This is a genomic window from Pseudomonas sp. So3.2b, assembly GCF_019464415.1.
Lineage (GTDB): Bacteria > Pseudomonadota > Gammaproteobacteria > Pseudomonadales > Pseudomonadaceae > Aquipseudomonas > Aquipseudomonas shahriarae.
On sequence record NZ_CP080494.1, the window covers coordinates 3,730,721 to 3,747,241 of the forward strand.

At 56.3% G+C, this 16,521-nt stretch carries 21 protein-coding genes and 1 pseudogene; 17 read left to right on the forward strand and 5 right to left on the reverse strand.

Annotation, left to right across the window (positions count from 1 at the left end):
• Window positions 1–51: 51 nt before the first annotated feature.
• Window positions 52–1,386, reverse strand: coding sequence for an EAL domain-containing protein (locus K1X80_RS16500; protein ID WP_057959908.1), 1,335 nt, complete (start codon window positions 1,384–1,386; stop codon window positions 52–54).
• A 273-nt stretch (window positions 1,387–1,659) separates the two neighbouring features.
• Between K1X80_RS16500 and proP the strand changes: the two genes are divergently transcribed.
• Window positions 1,660–3,162: a glycine betaine/L-proline transporter ProP gene (gene proP, locus K1X80_RS16505; RefSeq protein ID WP_057959909.1), complete on the forward strand. Its 1,503-nt coding sequence runs from the start codon at window positions 1,660–1,662 to the stop codon at window positions 3,160–3,162.
• A gap of 313 nt (window positions 3,163–3,475) precedes the next feature.
• Here proP and K1X80_RS16510 read toward each other — a convergent pair whose 3' ends face one another.
• A complete protein-coding gene (locus K1X80_RS16510) occupies window positions 3,476–3,808 on the reverse strand; it encodes a DUF2790 domain-containing protein (RefSeq protein ID WP_057959910.1) in 333 nt (110 codons plus the stop codon).
• 214 nt (window positions 3,809–4,022) lie between these two features.
• Window positions 4,023–4,226 carry a hypothetical protein gene (locus K1X80_RS16515; RefSeq protein ID WP_057959911.1) on the reverse strand — a complete coding sequence of 68 codons (204 nt, stop codon included), beginning with the start codon at window positions 4,224–4,226 and terminating at the stop codon, window positions 4,023–4,025.
• Window positions 4,227–4,371: 145 nt separating this feature from the next.
• Between K1X80_RS16515 and K1X80_RS16520 the strand changes: the two genes are divergently transcribed.
• Genes K1X80_RS16520 through K1X80_RS16530 form a run of 3 tightly spaced genes read left to right on the forward strand, consistent with a single transcriptional unit; the run spans window position 4,372 to window position 5,852 of the window.
• Window positions 4,372–4,977, forward strand: coding sequence for a hypothetical protein (locus tag K1X80_RS16520; protein WP_220172299.1), 606 nt, complete (start codon window positions 4,372–4,374; stop codon window positions 4,975–4,977).
• Between the two features lie 50 nt (window positions 4,978–5,027).
• Window positions 5,028–5,549, forward strand: coding sequence for a GNAT family N-acetyltransferase (locus K1X80_RS16525; protein WP_057959913.1), 522 nt, complete (start codon window positions 5,028–5,030; stop codon window positions 5,547–5,549).
• A 54-nt stretch (window positions 5,550–5,603) separates the two neighbouring features.
• Complete coding sequence (locus K1X80_RS16530; RefSeq protein ID WP_057959914.1) at window positions 5,604–5,852, forward strand: DUF6434 domain-containing protein; 249 nt, start codon at window positions 5,604–5,606, stop codon at window positions 5,850–5,852.
• On the opposite strand, the gene K1X80_RS16535 is transcribed toward K1X80_RS16530, so the two are convergent.
• Window positions 5,805–6,326 carry a DUF2938 domain-containing protein gene (locus tag K1X80_RS16535; RefSeq protein WP_057959915.1) on the reverse strand — a complete coding sequence of 174 codons (522 nt, stop codon included), beginning with the start codon at window positions 6,324–6,326 and terminating at the stop codon, window positions 5,805–5,807. The genes K1X80_RS16530 and K1X80_RS16535 overlap by 48 nt on opposite strands.
• Window positions 6,327–6,397: 71 nt before the next feature.
• On the opposite strand from K1X80_RS16535, the gene K1X80_RS16540 reads away from it, so the two are divergent.
• From K1X80_RS16540 to K1X80_RS16555, 4 genes are all read left to right on the forward strand, one after another.
• Window positions 6,398–6,865, forward strand: coding sequence for a helix-turn-helix domain-containing protein (locus tag K1X80_RS16540; protein ID WP_057959916.1), 468 nt, complete (start codon window positions 6,398–6,400; stop codon window positions 6,863–6,865).
• An 83-nt stretch (window positions 6,866–6,948) separates the two neighbouring features.
• Window positions 6,949–7,773: an endonuclease gene (locus K1X80_RS16545; RefSeq protein WP_258571519.1), complete on the forward strand. Its 825-nt coding sequence runs from the start codon at window positions 6,949–6,951 to the stop codon at window positions 7,771–7,773.
• 60 nt (window positions 7,774–7,833) lie between these two features.
• Window positions 7,834–8,016, forward strand: a complete 183-nt coding sequence (locus K1X80_RS16550; RefSeq protein ID WP_057441024.1) for a hypothetical protein — start codon at window positions 7,834–7,836, stop codon at window positions 8,014–8,016.
• A 256-nt stretch (window positions 8,017–8,272) separates the two neighbouring features.
• On the forward strand, window positions 8,273–8,836 hold the full coding sequence (locus K1X80_RS16555; protein ID WP_057959918.1) for a histidine phosphatase family protein: 564 nt from the start codon (window positions 8,273–8,275) through the stop codon (window positions 8,834–8,836).
• A 141-nt stretch (window positions 8,837–8,977) separates the two neighbouring features.
• Here K1X80_RS16555 and K1X80_RS16560 read toward each other — a convergent pair whose 3' ends face one another.
• The gene (locus K1X80_RS16560) at window positions 8,978–10,231 is read right to left on the reverse strand and encodes a ferric reductase-like transmembrane domain-containing protein (protein ID WP_220172301.1); all 1,254 of its coding nucleotides are present in this window, start codon (window positions 10,229–10,231) and stop codon (window positions 8,978–8,980) included.
• A gap of 350 nt (window positions 10,232–10,581) precedes the next feature.
• Between K1X80_RS16560 and K1X80_RS16565 the strand changes: the two genes are divergently transcribed.
• The 9 genes and pseudogenes from K1X80_RS16565 to K1X80_RS16605 all read left to right on the forward strand — a co-directional run bounded on the left by K1X80_RS16565 (window position 10,582) and on the right by K1X80_RS16605 (window position 16,485).
• Window positions 10,582–10,944: a ligand-binding protein SH3 gene (locus tag K1X80_RS16565; RefSeq protein WP_128593582.1), complete on the forward strand. Its 363-nt coding sequence runs from the start codon at window positions 10,582–10,584 to the stop codon at window positions 10,942–10,944.
• 500 nt (window positions 10,945–11,444) lie between these two features.
• Window positions 11,445–11,663: a hypothetical protein gene (locus K1X80_RS16570; RefSeq protein ID WP_220172302.1), complete on the forward strand. Its 219-nt coding sequence runs from the start codon at window positions 11,445–11,447 to the stop codon at window positions 11,661–11,663.
• Window positions 11,664–11,759: 96 nt separating this feature from the next.
• Window positions 11,760–12,107: a hypothetical protein gene (locus tag K1X80_RS16575; RefSeq protein WP_220172980.1), complete on the forward strand. Its 348-nt coding sequence runs from the start codon at window positions 11,760–11,762 to the stop codon at window positions 12,105–12,107.
• A gap of 22 nt (window positions 12,108–12,129) precedes the next feature.
• Window positions 12,130–12,816 (forward strand): annotated as a pseudogene (locus K1X80_RS16580) (SOS response-associated peptidase family protein).
• 163 nt (window positions 12,817–12,979) lie between these two features.
• Window positions 12,980–13,207, forward strand: a complete 228-nt coding sequence (locus K1X80_RS16585; RefSeq protein ID WP_220172303.1) for a hypothetical protein — start codon at window positions 12,980–12,982, stop codon at window positions 13,205–13,207.
• 201 nt (window positions 13,208–13,408) lie between these two features.
• Complete coding sequence (locus tag K1X80_RS16590; protein WP_220172304.1) at window positions 13,409–13,642, forward strand: hypothetical protein; 234 nt, start codon at window positions 13,409–13,411, stop codon at window positions 13,640–13,642.
• A 40-nt stretch (window positions 13,643–13,682) separates the two neighbouring features.
• Window positions 13,683–13,967 (forward strand): helix-turn-helix transcriptional regulator, encoded by a 285-nt coding sequence (locus K1X80_RS28570; RefSeq protein WP_220172305.1) that lies wholly within the window; start codon window positions 13,683–13,685, stop codon window positions 13,965–13,967.
• Window positions 13,968–14,277: 310 nt separating this feature from the next.
• Window positions 14,278–14,784, forward strand: a complete 507-nt coding sequence (locus tag K1X80_RS16600; protein ID WP_220172306.1) for a hypothetical protein — start codon at window positions 14,278–14,280, stop codon at window positions 14,782–14,784.
• Window positions 14,785–15,265: 481 nt separating this feature from the next.
• Window positions 15,266–16,485 (forward strand): IS3 family transposase gene (locus K1X80_RS16605; RefSeq protein ID WP_197884037.1). Its coding sequence is split into 2 segments (ribosomal slippage): window positions 15,266–15,611 and window positions 15,611–16,485, totalling 1,221 coding nucleotides; the frame shifts between segments, so codons are not numbered across the junction.
• Window positions 16,486–16,521 lie beyond the last annotated feature (36 nt).

Here is a 16,521-nt window from a genome sequence, read left to right on the forward strand (position 1 = left end):
GAGCACTCCTAAAAACCGCCTCCTCCCAGAGCCAGACGGACAGAAATATTTTTACGGGTGTTTCCCCCGCTCAATCAGGAAGCTCAAGAAGGCCTCGATTTCCATCGGCCGCGCCAGCGCATAACCCTGCCCGACGCGGCAGCCCAGGCGATGCAGTAAAGGGATCGTGGACTCATCCTCAATGCCCTCGGCCACCAGGTTCAGATTCAGCAGGCCGGCCCAACTGACGATGCCCGCAATCACCTTGCGTGATGAGGAATGCTGCTCTACAGCACGCACGAATGAGCCGTCGATTTTCATCTCATCGAACGATAGGTTCGCCAACAGGTTCAGCGTAGCCGCGCCGGTACCAAAATCATCCAGGGACACCTGGAAACCCTTGGCGCGGATCGCCGTCAGTGATGCCGAAAGATGAAGCTCATCCGGTTCGTGTACGTCCTCGGTAAGCTCGATTTTCAGCAAACGGTTCGGTAAGCCGGCCTGCTGCATCCGTGTGGCAAGGCGATCGGCAAAATGTGGGGTGCAAATGGTTTTTGCCGATGCATTCACCGCGATGGGGATCAGGATGTTTTCACGCTTGAGCGCCAGCATCGCCCTGATGCTCCACATTTCCACCAGGCTGAACAGCAACAGGTCCAGGCCCAGTCGGTTAACCAACGGCATCAGCACCGACGGCGGGATTTCACCAAAGCGCGGGTGCTTCCAGCGCACCAGCGCCTCAGCCCCCACTACACGCCGGCTCAACAGCTCGAATTGTGGCTGGAACACAAAACGCAATCCCTCCCCCGTGGTCAGCGCGTTGATCACTTCATCTTCGGCCAAGGCGTCGAATGTGGTCATGCACAACTGCGGGTCCGGTTTCGCCCGGGTCAGCACCACGGCTCGCAAGGCATCGCCCAGTTCCAGGGTTGCGCCTTCACGCAGAATTTCCACCAGGATCCCTGCAGCCCGGGCCAATCGTGCATGAGACTCCAACGCACTGATGGCCACCCCCCCCATGTACTTGATCCAGAACTGCTGGGTGCCAGTATGCGGGGCAGTCACGCTGCCCCCTTTCACATCGCGCAGTTGGGCATTCAAGGTGGCTTTGCCGGTCCAGAAGATACTCGGCAACTGCGCCACGGCACCGGCTTCGTGCAGCCCCTTGAGCAGGCTTGGCAGCATCAGCCCATCATCACATCCCGGGAGAATTTCGCAGACGATGACGTCCACCGGCTGTTCCAACAGCCATGCCTCCACGTCCTTCAACGATTGAGCATTGGTCAGCGCTGTAACGCCCATACTGCTCAGCGCGCCGGCTAACCGATCGGCACAGGTGACGTCAGCTGCCAACGTGATAACGCGTAGGGCGTTGAACTCCTCAGACACGGCGGCATTTACGATCATGACAAAAATTTCCCGATACTTTTCCAGAAAAAAAGCTTAGCAGTACCAAAAAAGATGCAAATAGGACTGGGACTAAAAGTACCCTTGTTCGCGGGGAGACCCACAACGAAGCGCTGATCGGTAGGGATCAGAGCTGGCCAATGCGCGCTGATAGGCGCGCTAGTGAAAAATAACGTCGAGCGATGAATTATTTAGTGTCCTCATGTATCTGACCCAATAGACCATGCCATTAAAACAATGGCATCGACACCGATCAGCAACAGAGTGACCTGTATGAAATCGCGCAAGAAAAGTGTCGGCCCTATCGGGTTGAAAGACATCACCATTGTCGACGACGCCAAGATGCGCAAGGCGATCACCGCCGCGGCGCTGGGCAATGCCATGGAGTGGTTCGACTTCGGCGTGTATGGCTTTGTCGCCTTCGTACTGGGCAAGGTGTTCTTTCCCGGCGCCGACCCTGGCGTACAGATGATCGCAGCGTTGGCAACCTTTTCCGTGCCGTTCCTGATCCGCCCCCTGGGGGGCCTGTTCTTCGGTGCGTTGGGGGATAAATACGGGCGGCAAAAAGTCCTCGCGGCCACCATCGTGATCATGTCCCTCAGTACCTTTGCCATCGGCCTGATCCCGTCCTATGCCTCGATAGGCATCTGGGCGCCGATCCTGTTGCTGTTGGCCAAAATGGCCCAGGGTTTCTCGGTGGGCGGGGAATATACCGGTGCCTCGATCTTCGTCGCCGAATACGCACCCGACCGCAAGCGCGGCTTTCTCGGCAGCTGGCTGGACTTCGGCTCCATTGCCGGCTTTGTACTCGGCGCCGGCGTGGTAGTCGGGATCTCGTCGGTACTGGGTGAAGAACAGTTCCTGGAATGGGGCTGGCGCCTGCCGTTTTTCCTCGCCCTACCCTTGGGCATGATCGGCCTGTACCTGCGCCACGCCCTGGAGGAAACCCCGGCCTTCCAGCAGCATGTCGAGAAGCTCGAACAAGGTGACCGCGAAGGCCTGGCACGCGGCCCGCGCGTGTCGTTCAAGGAAATCGCCACCCAACACTGGCGCAGCCTGATGACCTGTGTCGGCGTGGTGGCGGTGACCAACGTCACCTACTACATGCTGCTCACCTACATGCCCAGCTACCTGACACACAACCTGCACTACAGCGAAAACCATGGCGTGCTGATCATCATCGCGATCATGGTGGGCATGCTGTTCGTGCAGCCCTTGATCGGCTTTATCAGCGACAAGGTCGGACGCCGGCCCTTTATCATCGCTGGCAGCATCGGCCTGCTGGCCCTGGCGATTCCGGCCTTTATGCTGATCAACAGCGGCAAGCTGGGGCTGATCTTTGCAGGCTTGCTGATACTGGCAGTGGTGCTGAACTTCTTTATCGGCGTGATGGCGTCCACCCTGCCGGCGATGTTCCCCACCCATATCCGCTATAGCGCCCTGGCCAGTGCATTCAACATCTCGGTGCTGATCGCCGGCCTGACCCCCACTGCCGTGGCCTGGCTGGTGGAAAGCACCAACGACCTGTATATGCCCGCCTACTACCTGATGGTCATTGCCGTGGTGGGCCTGGTCACCGGCCTGACCATGAAGGAAACCGCCAACAAACCCCTGCGCGGCGCGGCGCCGGCGGCGTCGGATATTGAAGAAGCTCGGGAGCTGTTGCAGGAACACCACGACAATATCGAACAGAAAATCGAAGACCTCGACGAGCAGATCGCCGAGCTGGAGGCCAAGCGCAAGAACCTGGCACAACAGCATCCGCGGATTGACTGACTGATCCCACGGGGGATCTCATAGGGACAGAGAACTGTGGTCCCACCACAAATCCAATGTGGGAGCTGGCTTGCCTGCGATGTCGGCGGGTCAGCCACCCACTATAGTGATTGGTACACCGTCATCGCGGGCAAGCCCGCTCCCACAGGGGACCTCATTGGGGCAGAGAATTGCGGTCCCACCACAAATCCGATGTGGGAGCTGGCTTGCTGAACTGGACTGCCCCTATGAGAAAAACCCGGCGTGTGGGGCCATTTTCTTGAGCAGGCGGTGCGTTACTCCCCAGCAGCGTACGGCTCGCCGCGGCGTCCTTTCAGCGGCCATTGTTACGGCACAGCCCCATGACTTTATATTCGATGGTGTTGAGCTTGCCGCTCGAATCTTCGTAGGTCATCCGCGACGGTACGATGTCACAGGAGCGGATCGGCGGGGTCACGCTGACCACCTTGGCGATGTCCAGTTTCATCCCGTAGCGATAGTCCTGGACCACTGGCCGGTCCTTGCCATGTTTTAACGCGTAAGCCTCCATGGCTTTCTGGTTATCGCTCATCAACGCCTCAAATGCACGATCACTGCCTCCCGTGGCGAGCACGACCGTAGACAATGACAACGCCAATGCAGCAATACTCAGTTTCAACAGGTTCATCGGGTTTACCTCTCAAGTCACTCATTCCAGGCTTGAGATTAACGAACCGACCCTGTCAGCAAGGTAGCTTGATGATTACCTTTCTGTTATCCGCAACCAAACAGTGCCTGCAACGGCAACAAGCATCACCGACTAAGCGCCGACGCGGCCAGTTGTGCTACCCCGAGGGTGACTCCAGGCTCATCACCGTTCAGGTAAGGCTCAAACAGCGCCATCACTGGGCCCGGAACCTCAGAAAGCTCATGGCAAACAGCCAACCGCTGAGCATGGACAGGTAGATAGAGGTGTACGAAGCAACGGTGTAGTCCAATAAGAAGTTGAGCGCGGTCAACGCAATGGCGGCGCACAGGAATTGCGTGGGGGTAAACCGGCTCAGAAAGCGTTCCATTGCGGCATTCAAGGTGCGCAGGTACTTCATTGGTTTATCCCTGGAAATGGTGACGGCATCCGCACACTTACACCCGCCGATCCTGAAAAACACCAAAATAATGCTGCACAGAGCTGATGAGAATCAACCGCAGAAATGGCATAGTCGCCCGTACAGCAAATGGAGTTGGCCCCCGATGAAGCAATACATCCTCTACCCCCTCTTGGCGCTGCTCGCTGGATGCAGCAGCGGGCCGTATCTGCATCCGCAATCGGAAGTGGGCACCCATGCGTTACTCGAACGTACCTGCCCCGGCCCGAAAGCCGCAATGAGCTACGCCCCGCTCTCGGAAGAACTCGATTGGGTGCACGTATTGGTCTATGTAGCACCACCCGGAACATCCAGCTGGCCAGGCAACCTGCGTTCAACCGACACCGAACTGCGCCTGTTTGGCCGGCTTTACATCCCCCCACGCCTGCGCAACCTGGACACCCCGGATCAACGCCGGGCGGCTTACAAACAAACTGACCCGCCGCTGTGGGTCAGCGCCGATTCGCCGTTGGTCACTGTTACGCTGGCGACAGGCGAGACCTATCAAGTCAGTATCGAACAACTGAAAACCGGCTTTGACCCCAAGAAGCAATCCAGCAGCAGCGGCAAGGGCACGGCCCTGGGCAAGGGCGATATGGATGATTTCACCCTCACCTTCCCGGCTATATTTGTGAACGGTGAAAAAGTGCCGATGGCGCCGATTCACTTCAAGAAACGCGAAGAGCGCTATGCACCGGTATTTAACTGTTGAGTGAAAAAATTCAGGACCTGCGTCCGACAATTCAGGCAAGGAGCAGTGCAGTGATCAGCATTCGGGAAGCAACCATAGAAGACATCCCCCTCCTTCAGGAACTCGGCATGAAGACATACCGAGAGCATTTCTCTGAAATCTGGACCGCTGCGGGCATGCAGAACTTCCTGAACGAAGATTTCTCGACCCGCGAAATGCAGAAATCCATCGAGTCGCCTGCCCATCACTGCTGGCTCATCGCATTTGACGAAACCAACCACGCCGTAGGCTTTTCAAAGGTCAACTGGTCCAAACCTATGCCCCTGCCTGGTCAGGTTGGCAGTGAGCTACAGAAAATTTACTTCCTCAAGTCACAGGCGGGCAAAGGCTACGGAAAGCAACTCTTGCAGCTTATCCACCAGTACGCAAAAGACCGTAAGGAAGGCTCTATCTGGTTGGATGTGCTGAAGTCCAATACCAGTGCACAGCGCTTTTATGAAAACTGCGGATTTGAGGCACTCGGCGAAATCCCGTTCAGTACCGACAAGGCCGACATCGGGATGGTTGTAATGCGCTGCGATCTTTCCCGGTAGACAAGGGTCACGCTTCTCATACCCGCAACGCGTTACATCACCCAAGGAATGGCAATGAGCTTCGACTGGCACTCCGGCCCCATCACCCGCACCACCCCACTGGACAAGCACTACAGGAATACACAGAAGGTGCGCCAGTTCCTGATCGGCGAGTGCGGGGAGTCATTCAAGTTCGATCGGGCGTTCATGGCCTGGATCAAGAGTAGCGAGCCCTTGACCATGGGGGACGTGGCGGATCAGTGGAATCGGACTCGATCATCCTTGCCCCAGGCACACCGACCCGGGAAAGAGTTGGATCAGTAACCAGCCCGCCACAAACAACCCGGCACCAAACGTGAGGTGGGCAAGCAGGCTTCGGCGCCTGGCTCGGTTCGGTGTCGGCGTCTTGGAAGCGGCGAAGCCGAAACCAAAGGCGGGCTGCATGATGCAGAACGGTGCAAGCACGCTGATCAAGCCCGTCAGTAACGCGGGCATCAGCGAGGGGCTGCAGAGCCAGGCCTGCCCTTGGAATGCCAGAAGCACCATCGCGAAGACAACACCGGTGACGTAGTGGAACCCCCAGCCAATCAGGCTTTCATGTCGGGTAGGGTGCGCAGCCACAATCGAGGCGTGGCGAAACTGTCCTTTGGGCATGTGGCCCAGCCAACGGCCGACAAGCCTGTAGTCCAGCGATGCGCTGCCAAATACCCGTGCTTGAATCAACGCTGACAGGTCCATGATCAACGTGGCCCCCAGCCCAACCAGCACCATACGCAGTACCATCTCAGCGGTTTCCATGTTATTTCCTCTTGCCTTTGGCCGGTTTTGATCCCGGCAGTCTGCAAGTTCAAGTCGACTTGAGGTCAAGCATGAAAGAAATGGATATCGGTGAAGTGGCACGCCGCTGCGGCCTACCGTCTTCGACCCTGCGGTACTACGAGGAAAAAGGCCTTATCCGCTCCATAGGTCGCCGTGGCCTGAGCCGGGTATTTGCTGCGGATGTACTTGAACGCCTGTCATTGATCACCCTCGGCCAGTCTGCGGCGTTTTCCCTGGACGATATCGCCACCATGCTGGACGCGGATGGCCAGCCGGCCATTGACCACCAGCGGCTGGCCGAAAAGGCTGATGAGCTGGACCGTACGATCCAGCAGCTCAGCGCCATACGTGATGGACTGCGGCGTGCTGCGGCCTGCCCTGCGGCGCGGCATATCGAGTGCGCGAACTTTCAAAAAATCCTGAGCGCTGTGAAGACGGGCAGCGTGAGGAGAAATACCAGCAACAGGTCTCAATCACACCTCAAGACCGCCAAGATCAAAGGGGGTCGAACCCCCTGAGGCGTGTCCACCAAGGTGCCCGACCAGCGGCACCCCGTTTCGCCAGTTGATGCCGCACTATATTTGGCATGCCTCTACGACCGATGCCCCCTGCCCTGCCCTTCGAATACCCTGCCCACCTTCGCGCCCAGGCCGAAGCTGCGCCGCGTGCGCCCGGCGTGTATTTTTTCTACGCGCAAGGCGATTCGATGCCGCTGTATATCGGTAAAAGTGTCGATATCCGCAGCCGTCTGCTGGCACACCTGCACACTCCCGAAGAAGCGCGCATGCTGCGTCAGGCACAGCGGATCGAGTACCAGCAGACCGCTGGGGAAATCGGTGCACTGTTGCTGGAGTCGCGCCTGATCAAAGAGCTGCAGCCCCTGAAGAACAAGCGCCTGCGCAGGCAGCGACGCCTGTGCTCGCTGCGCATGCACCAAGGCAAACTCGAGATCATCGACACCACCGCGCTAGCTGAGGGGCCACAGTTGTACGGACTGTTCCGCACCCGGCGCATGGCAATCGAAGCGTTGATGCTGCTCGCCGACGAGCATCGCCTCTGTCATAGCTTGTTGGGTATAGAGCCAGCCAACGCAAAGGGCTGTTTCCGCGCGCAGATCCGTAAATGCGCCGGGGCATGCCGGGGCGACGAAACCCATGCAGCCCATACCGAACGTTTGCTGCAGGCATTGGCGCACTGGGCCGTCCACCGCTGGCCATACCCCGCGGCCATTGCGCTGCACGAACGCCATGGCCAGATGGAGCAATACCACGTCGTGGACAACTGGCGGTACATCGGGACTTATGCCTCGGAGGCCGAAGCCCGATTGGCGCCGACCCTCCCGCCGCAGTCCTTCGATGCTGACAGCTACAAAATTCTTGTCCGTCCGGTGCTGTTCGAGAGCGCCCGTGTGGTGGTGCTGTCGTAGGTGGCGCCTTGCAGAGCCCGTGCGCCAGGAACCTTTTTCATAATCGGGAATCAGTGCTGCATGTTTTCATACCAACAACTCAGCGAATTCCCGATGATTCTCAGAAGATCCCTGCTCTGTATCGCCTTGGTGGCCGCCGGCTTTCTTGCCGGGTACGCCGCAAAACCCAATGACGGGCTGCAAGTGACCGCTGGCCAACTCATAGAGTGTGGCCAGGTGACCATTCCCACTCTGGGCATGTGAGCCATGTTAGGGGGACGGATTTATTTAATTAAACCAATAAAGCATCAGAGAAGCGGTCAGGCATAAAAACCCTCTCTCACAATAAAAACAAAGAAAAAGTCAGCATTGATCCCCTGGCGGAGGAACTAGCACAGATGGGCTAACAGCTGATTGCCCTTATCCGATGGCCTGATTTAATGATTGTGGCTCCACATACCTGCTGGCTAGCTGATACCCTTTTCGGCTCAATGTGCGGCAAGACAAGGACGTGAACACAATGAACAGGGAGATCATCCTGATGCGCCATGGCCAGCCGAATCTGACCATGCTCGGCAAGGTTTCATTATTCGAAATGAAACACTGGATCGAACACTACAACTTATCTGAAATCACCCGCCAGCCCGCCCCGCAGGCGAGCATGCAACTGGCGGCGACCGCTCGAGTAATCGTATCGAGTAGTGCCCCTCGAGCGCTTTCCTCCGTACGGGCGTTGTGTCTTCAGCCTACAGTGGTAGACCCGGTGTTCTGTGAGGCACAACTGCCCCATGGCCGCTGGAGACTGCCGAAGCTCTCTGGGTTTACGTGGGCGTTTATCCTGCGTATTTCCTGGTTGTGCGGTTTCTCGGGAACGGTCGAATCAGCCCGCCAGGCCAAGCTACGGGCCGGCAAGGCAGCGCGACAACTTCAAGACCTTTCCAGCGCCGGGCCAGTCCTGTTGCTCGGTCATGGATTTATGAATCGAATGATCGGCAAGCAGCTCGAGGCTAACGGCTGGACTCGCCAGATTCGTAACGGAAACCGCTACTGGAGCACAGTGGTCTATCAGATGAATCAGCAGTAAGGCCCGTCGAGAGAACAACACGCGCGCTTCGTAGAGGCTGGTTTTTACGGATCATCTAACAGGCTCCAGGGATTGCAGCCTAGCTGCCCCCCAGGAGCTGGATGACCAGCTGGCATGACCTGCAGTAGGCAGTCTATCGAATCAACGGAAGTCGAAAAGTTCGAAGTGAAGATTAGCTTTCGGAATTCGATGGAGATCCATTAGTTCATACACCCTGCTTAGTAGTCCTTTGGGGCCGCAAAAACTGATATGAATTTGGTGCGGTTTGGTTTGAGCCACCGCGTCACTCAAGGTTTCAGCCAACTGCTCAGTCCCCCCCGTATTGCGAACAAATTGCGCACCACGCATGGTGGCCATACTTTCCAACTCTTCGGACGGCGGGAAGGCGCGCGAGGGGGTGAAACAATAGACCAGCGTTGCCTTTTCGAAGTCTTTGGCATTCGGATCTTGCAACCAGGAAATAAAAGGCGAAATCCCCACACCGGCGCCGATCCAGATTTCCCGCTCGGCGTGAGAGACCCGTTTAAATCTCCCATAAGGGGCGTAGACAGTGGCAAGCATTCCGGCTTTCGCACACTCGCAGAGCTTTTTGGTGTAATCCCCAAGCCCTCTGATAATGAACTCAATTTGCCCATTCGGACCGTTGGCGCTAGCGATCGTGAAAGGGTGAGGCTCACGCAACCCTTTTTGCTGCATGGCCAGAAACGCAAACTGCCCGGCACTGAAGTCAAATCCTTTATGGATGGGCTCCAGCGTCAAATGCAGCGCCCTGTTGCCCCTATTGACGGTTTTCACCTTGTACTCGCCAGCACGGGCAAAAAAGGGGTAAAGAACCAGTTTGTAAAGGGCTGCCAGCACACCCAACCCGCAGGACAGCGCCAACCAGAGGCCTGAAGGGCTGAACAAAGTGATCGGCGACTTGAAGCTTAACCAATGTAAAATCACGACCAGAAACAATGGCCCGGAGAGCTTGTGCCACCACCGCCACAGGCTGTAAGGAATATTGCGGTTCAACGCAAGAAGTACGATCAGACCTAGTGCTACATAGCTCAACTGGCGCACTAGCCGCGTCCAGTATTTTGGCAGTTCCAGAATAGGCACGCTGTTCCAGGCATCCAGATTTGCCTTGAATACAAAGTGATACGTGGCGAATACAAGCGCCCAGATACCTAGCCACTTGTGTGACTCATAGACCCGGTCCAAGCCGCCGAATAGATTCTCAACTACCCTCCAGCGACTGGCCAACAGGCAGGAAGCCGCCATATAAACCAGTGCGCAAGCTCCAAGTATCAGGCTGAGAGTTGCCGAAGTGAGCCAAGTATCAACAGGTATTTCAATCAGCAGCGTTAGTGTCGTAATCACTAAGATACCGAGTATGCAGTGCCAGCTCTTCACCGTGAACGCTCCCGTTATGAATATGGTGTCGTAGGCTGAACCTCATCCTCCCTGAAACCGTCAGCGGCCTGATACGTTAGCAGGCTACTGAAATAGGGGGATGACCCAGGTCATATCTAGGGAGAACATGCGAATGAACCCAGCTATGCACGATGTCGCTCGCCACAGCGGTCTTCGGGAGCAGGGTTTCTGTGAGTCGTCCAGTGTCGGGCTCACCGGCAACAATCTCTGGATTCGCCTTATCGTAGCCAGGCTGCCTGAACGAGCTTGGCGCACTGGTCGAGCGAGTGGAAACTGTATCGATGGAGAGCAACTGCTGCTCCGTGCGAACACCACCCAAGGAGGCGATAGTGATCGAATCAAGCTATGTGGTAATTCACTCACATGTCAGCGAATTTCCTGAACCTATGACCCTCCGAACTGGGGACGGCGTTTTGGTTGGGGAGCGATATGATGGTCCCGAAGGCTGGCCTGACTGGTATTTTTGCACTGCCCCGGCCCAAGAACCTGGCTTTGTACCAGCGCAACTCCTTGATCGCCACGTGGACGGCTCCGCAAAGATGCTGGAGGACTTCACTAACAGAGAGTTGGATGTTGTCGAGGGACAAGTACTGCAAGGTAATCGTCAATTGAACGGTTGGTTATGGGCGGTACGGATTTCAGACGGTGCAACTGGGTGGGTGCCCTTAGATAAGGTCCGGCTGCAAGATTGAATCATCTCTGGAATCGTGGATATCGGCGACGCAAGCCTGCTGCTGGGGCTCAGCAATCAGGAAATCACAAAGCGCGCTTACAGAAGGCTCGGCGCCACTACGAAGCCGTCAACATAGAAAAGTTCTGGAACGGTTCCATAATAGTTATGGAACACCGAGCAAATACAAGCCCGCCATGGCCAACCCCCAGAAACACAAAAGCCCCGCAATCGCGGGGCTTTCGTATGAATTTTGGCGGGAAACCAGGGATTCGAACCCTGGGAACGCTATTAACGTTCGCCGGTTTTCAAGACTGCCGAGTTTTCCTTTAAATACAACAAGTTAACCTTCTATCATTTCCGCATCACTCCATTTTTCGACGCGCTGAAAGCCCCATAACTCAAGGGGTGCGCATCAGGTTGCGGAAATGATTTGCCCCTCCCTCGGCGTCCTGCCGACCGCTCACAATCCACCACCAAGCAACCCAACTGCTACGCTGTTCACTCCAAGGAGGAACACCGATGCCGAACTCTGACCTGCTCCCTTCACTACTCCCTTCCCTGCTGTCCAAAATCAACGAAAACCAACTCGCCCTTGAAGCTGCCATCATGGAGCTTACGAATTGGGTTGAGCAGCAAGGCGGCACCGAAGTAGCCGACAACGTTCGCGGCGCGCTGGACACCATCGACCGCAACGAAGAGCTCATCAAGCTAACCTTGGCCGTTCTCAATGCTCCCTAACTGATCGTCGGGAACACCTGCAGTTCGTCGCCTCGCAACCTCAACCCGCACAAATTTCGATTACTGTATGGATATACAGCTTCAGATTAACCCATCATGAACATCGACGAAGACACCTGCGAGTGGCTTGGATGCCCTACGCCTATAGAAATGCACAAACAACACGCCCTGCTCCTGGAGAACGAGATTCAGGAACTGCACCTGCAGCTTCGCAAAGCCCGAGAGGACATCTACGGCCTGGTGCGAATGCACGCTGAGTTATCTACCGAGCGCGACAAGCTTCGGGCAGAGCTGAAGGCGTCCGATAGCGCTCTTGCTAGCTGCAATACAGACCTGGGTTTTGTCACAAGCAAGTTCAATTCACTTGAATGGGCGCTTGCGCGGGCTACAAACGGGGCCTGGGGAAGCACCCCGATGAAGATTTTGCCGAGTGATATAAGCTGAAGTTTCTACCGAGGGCTTGCTGATGTGCGGAAGACTTTCACAGTACAGCGGAATTCATGACTTCGTTGCGGTACTGAGCATGCCAAACGCCTTGGTGAATTCCGTGGGTGACGCACCGCTTGAGCGGTACAACGTGGCGCCCACCACCCAAGTCGCCCTGCTCCACCTGCAAGATGAAACCTTGCACGCAGACCTAGTGCGGTGGGGCTGGCGGCCGCACTGGGCCAAGGACCGTGCCGCGGCGATAAACGCTCGAGTCGAGAAAGTGGCCTACGGCCCATTCTTCCGGGCTATTTGGCCACACCGGGCAATCACGCCCGTGGACAACTGGTTTGAATGGGTTGATGAAGGCGCGCCAAAGAAACAGCCCTACCTGATCCGCCGGCGGGATGGCGCGCCTGTGCTGTGCGCGGCCATAGGTCAGCTACCCGACGCAGATGAAGGCCAAGGCGAGCATGACGGCTTTGTGATCATCACCGCAGACAGCGCCGGCGGCATGGTGGACATTCACGACCGGCGTCCCGTAGTGCTAACGCCCGAACTGGCCAGGGAATGGCTGGACCCGGCTACACCCAAGGAGCGTGCCTAGCAGATGGTGTTGCACCAGGGTGAACCGGCCGAGGCTTTCGAGTGGTTCAAGGTCGATACGGCCGTGGGCAACGTAAGGAACAAAGGCCAAGCGCTGATCAAGCCAATCAACTCCCACTAGCCCTAACGTATGCCTGGCACGCCTCAGCGCGATCAGTCCTTGGTCGCAGGCATCGGTGTTGCCGACAATTCGTTGAGCATGCGGCGAGCTTGAGTTTAATTCTTATATAAGCCCATACTCGAAGCCCATTACTCGGGCGAATTACTATCAGGAAAGTAGCCGCATGTCCCTCACTAAGCCCAACCAGCAGCTGCGCCGCGACCTGAAAGAGGCAGCTTTGGCAATAGAGGACGCTGCGAACAGCCTGTTCAAAGAGGCCAAGATGCTCGAAGAGAGTGGGTTCTTGGCAGCAATGGGCCAAATTGCGAGACTCCATGGGCACGCCGACCTTCTCAAGGGATACGCCGCCGAGGTGAACAGCGGGAAAATAGTTCGTACCAGGCTTGAGTAAGCATGGTAAAACCGTTTTTTAGATAGAGATAGTCATGAAAAGAGCGCTGGGATTTCTTGCACTGTCACTCCTTGTTGGCTGTAGCGCTCACAACGAGGAGCCCTCACCACTTCCTCAGGGCAATATGCCAATGACGGAGCAAGAATATCGCGAGTACCAGCTGCATTTGCGCGACTGCCAGCAAGACCCCAAGGGGGGCTCATGCCGCTGAACAAGCTCAACCAACAGCTGCGCCGCGACCTAAAAGAGGCTACGGCTCTGCTCAAGTGGTCGGGAGTTGACCTGATGCAAGCTGCCATGCGGCTGTCCGAGGCTGGTCAGGAAGATGAGGCCAGAGAACTGCTTAAGATCGCGGCGAGCTACCAGGATTCAGAGGACAAGCTGGCGGGGTATGCGGATGAGGTTAAGAGCGGCAAGCTTAGGCGAACTGAATAGCCAATATGACCTAGCATCCTTGAGTAAGTGGTAAGTGGATATGTCTGGTAGTGGTTTGTGGATTTGGGAAGAGGACGAGTGCTCAGCACTCGTTAGAGTGTTGGCAGAATATAATATTGGCAAAACTAAAGCCGAACGAATAACCCAATCTCGTATCGCGCAAGAGATGGGGGTCGCCCAATCGGCTGTGGGTGCCTACTTCCGTGGAAAGAAAGCACTCAACATTGAATTCGTTGAGGCAGTATTCAACCTCACCGGCATACCGGTGGCTCGTCTTAGCTCAAGACTGGCTGACGATATAAGGTTAGGAAATACCACTCAGTAACCCCAATCAAGACCTAAAGCGCGACCTGCAAGGTATCGCCTCAGGCCTCAAGTGGTCAGCTGTAGAGCTGATGAGGATTGCGGAGCGACTGAGTCTTGCAGGGAATCACTGGCGCACCCAGACTGAATTTACCCGAAGAAATAGGCCATGATGGCCAATTGAGGCTGCTATGAACTGCGCAGATCTTGGAAGCGCACTCGCTCTAACATGTATCCCTTTGAGCGATAGCGTTATCTACATGGAAGCCACGTCTCTGTCCCGTATGACGGCAACCTAATAAGTGCTTACGTCCAGGATATAGGGCGCGGGCGTGTACGAATTTCCGACAACGCAGACACCCATTTTCAATGCTATGACGGTTGGCATTCAGCCCACCGCTACGCTCGGCCGTAAGCTTTCCGTTATCGCAATGGAGAAACATGTTCATCTTTCGGACGATGGAGAGCTTTCTGTCGCGTGCGACGAGGCCGAGGCTCCATTTTACCTAACACAGCTTATTGATGCGGCGGCTGCGATCAGCTACCACTGTAGCCAGTGGGAGGTTGCGAGCGAATCTCGCTTCGAGCAGTTGATCTCTGCCGCTCTGCGGAAAACCTTTCCAGGCAAGGTGAAGCGGTACTACTCGATCACTGGAGCCAGCGGCCATCAGTTTAAGTTGCCTTTTGCTATTGACGTCGATAAGGCGGAAATACAAGTTGTGCAAACTATAAGTACCGTAGGTGATGCCCCATACTGGTCGTCGGTTTACCAGGCTCTAGGAAAGATGATTGATGTCAAAAATGCTATTTCTGGTATTCGCCGAACGGTGATTTTTTAGCAAGCAGCCGCAAACGAAATATCCAAAGCGTCCGCTGCGCTAGCTGAGTGCGCATCGGTACTGATTTACAGTTCCTCGGCTCAGCTCACTTCAGCACTCCGTGTCGCATAAATCCCTTACGCATCTATAGCCCGGCCCAGCGCCGAGCTTCTTATATCTGCCCTTTCCCATCTGCCGTAGCCCACCATTGAGTGGTTTTTTTGTCAGAGATATTCATGGCGATATGCATCACGCGCACCACTGCTTCGGGCAGACTGCATGAATGCTAAACGCCACTACAGCACGTAACTTCCTGACTTCTAAGGGGTTGAGTATTTGCCATATTTGGCACGGCAAATGCGATAGCTAAGCGGACATCGCCGACGCAGATCGGCAAAATCATCCGTGATAGTGAGGTAGCAAATGAACGCCTGAACGAGCCCCATGAAAGACAGGACACCGTTTCCCCCTTACGATAAGGGATAGGCAAACGGGTATGTTTATGACTAACAGCAATGATAAGGGTGGCGAGCTGCTCGGCCAGGAGCGCCGACGCCGCTGGAGCACCGACCAGAAGCTGGCCATGGTTCGCGAGAGCCTTGAACCGGGACAAAGTGTGTCCGTGGTGGCCCGACGCAACGGCATCAACGCCAACCAGCTGTTTCTTTGGCGCAAGCTGTATCAGGACGGAAGTCTATCGGCGGTCAGTGCGGGCGAGGCCGTTGTACCGGCGTCGGAACTGAGCGATGCGCTCAAGCAGATCCGAGAATTGCAGCGGATGCTGGGCAAGAAGACGATGGAAGCCGAAGTCCTAAAAGAGGCCGTGGAGATCGCCCGGTCGCGAAAATGGATTGCGCACTCACCCTTGTTGCCGGGGGACGACCAGTGAAACTGGTCAGCGAATGTCTCGGTGTGTCGCGCTCGCAATTAACGGTTCGGATCAAGCAATCGGTATCGCCTAAAGTACGGCGACGTCGGCTCGTGAACGATACGGAGTTGGTCGCCGAGATTAAGGAGCAGGTCAGCGAGTTACCGAGCTATGGCTACCGCCGTGTTTGGGGGTTGCTGCGCCGCGAGCGTGAAGTTCAGTCACTGGCTCCGATCAATGTGAAGCGGGTTTACCGCGTCATGCGCGATCACAATCTGCTGTTAGAACGCCGCATCAAGCAGCCTGGCGTGCAGCGCCGGCATGAAGGCCGAATTGCCGTTACTACCAGCGATACGCGCTGGTGCTCGGACGGCTTCGAGTTTCGCTGCGACGACGGTGCGAAGTTGAGCGTGACTTTTGCCCTGGACTGCTGTGACCGCGAAGCCATCGGCTGGGTCGCCAGCCCGACGGGCTACAGCGGTGACGACATCCGAGACTTGATGTTGGAAAGCGTGGAGAAGCGATTTGGGGATCAACTACCGAGCACGCCGGTGCAGTGGTTGAGCGATAACGGCTCGGCTTATATCGCCGAGCAGACGCGTCTGTTTGCTCGCCAGATCGGCTTGCAGCCGGTGACCACACCGGTACGCAGCCCGCAAAGTAACGGCATGGCAGAGAGCTTTGTGAAGACGATCAAGCGTGATTACGTGGCGCACATGCCCAAACCGAATCGAGAAACCGCGCTGCGCAATCTGACGATTGCCTTCGAGCATTACAACGAGCAGCATCCGCACAGCGCCTTGAAATATCGGTCGCCGAGAGAGTTTAGGCGTTTGGCAGCAGCATCAATTTAACGGGGAGTTGGTGTCCGGTCTGGTAGGGGCAAGTCC

Excerpts from the sequence above, each read along its gene's own strand:
- K1X80_RS16500 (WP_057959908.1), bottom strand. The coding sequence starts at position 1,386 with ATGATCGTAAATGCCGCCGTGTCTGAGGAGTTCAACGCCCTACGCGTT.
- proP (WP_057959909.1), top strand. The coding sequence starts at position 1,660 with ATGAAATCGCGCAAGAAAAGTGTCGGCCCTATCGGGTTGAAAGACATC.
- K1X80_RS16510 (WP_057959910.1), bottom strand. The coding sequence starts at position 3,808 with ATGAACCTGTTGAAACTGAGTATTGCTGCATTGGCGTTGTCATTGTCT.
- K1X80_RS16515 (WP_057959911.1), bottom strand. The coding sequence starts at position 4,226 with ATGAAGTACCTGCGCACCTTGAATGCCGCAATGGAACGCTTTCTGAGC.
- K1X80_RS16520 (WP_220172299.1), top strand. The coding sequence starts at position 4,372 with ATGAAGCAATACATCCTCTACCCCCTCTTGGCGCTGCTCGCTGGATGC.
- K1X80_RS16530 (WP_057959914.1), top strand. The coding sequence starts at position 5,604 with ATGAGCTTCGACTGGCACTCCGGCCCCATCACCCGCACCACCCCACTG.
- K1X80_RS16535 (WP_057959915.1), bottom strand. The coding sequence starts at position 6,326 with ATGGAAACCGCTGAGATGGTACTGCGTATGGTGCTGGTTGGGCTGGGG.
- K1X80_RS16540 (WP_057959916.1), top strand. The coding sequence starts at position 6,398 with ATGAAAGAAATGGATATCGGTGAAGTGGCACGCCGCTGCGGCCTACCG.
- K1X80_RS16545 (WP_258571519.1), top strand. The coding sequence starts at position 6,949 with ATGCCCCCTGCCCTGCCCTTCGAATACCCTGCCCACCTTCGCGCCCAG.
- K1X80_RS16550 (WP_057441024.1), top strand. The coding sequence starts at position 7,834 with ATGTTTTCATACCAACAACTCAGCGAATTCCCGATGATTCTCAGAAGA.
- K1X80_RS16555 (WP_057959918.1), top strand. The coding sequence starts at position 8,273 with ATGAACAGGGAGATCATCCTGATGCGCCATGGCCAGCCGAATCTGACC.
- K1X80_RS16570 (WP_220172302.1), top strand. The coding sequence starts at position 11,445 with ATGCCGAACTCTGACCTGCTCCCTTCACTACTCCCTTCCCTGCTGTCC.
- K1X80_RS16575 (WP_220172980.1), top strand. The coding sequence starts at position 11,760 with ATGAACATCGACGAAGACACCTGCGAGTGGCTTGGATGCCCTACGCCT.
- K1X80_RS16585 (WP_220172303.1), top strand. The coding sequence starts at position 12,980 with ATGTCCCTCACTAAGCCCAACCAGCAGCTGCGCCGCGACCTGAAAGAG.
- K1X80_RS16590 (WP_220172304.1), top strand. The coding sequence starts at position 13,409 with ATGCCGCTGAACAAGCTCAACCAACAGCTGCGCCGCGACCTAAAAGAG.
- K1X80_RS28570 (WP_220172305.1), top strand. The coding sequence starts at position 13,683 with ATGTCTGGTAGTGGTTTGTGGATTTGGGAAGAGGACGAGTGCTCAGCA.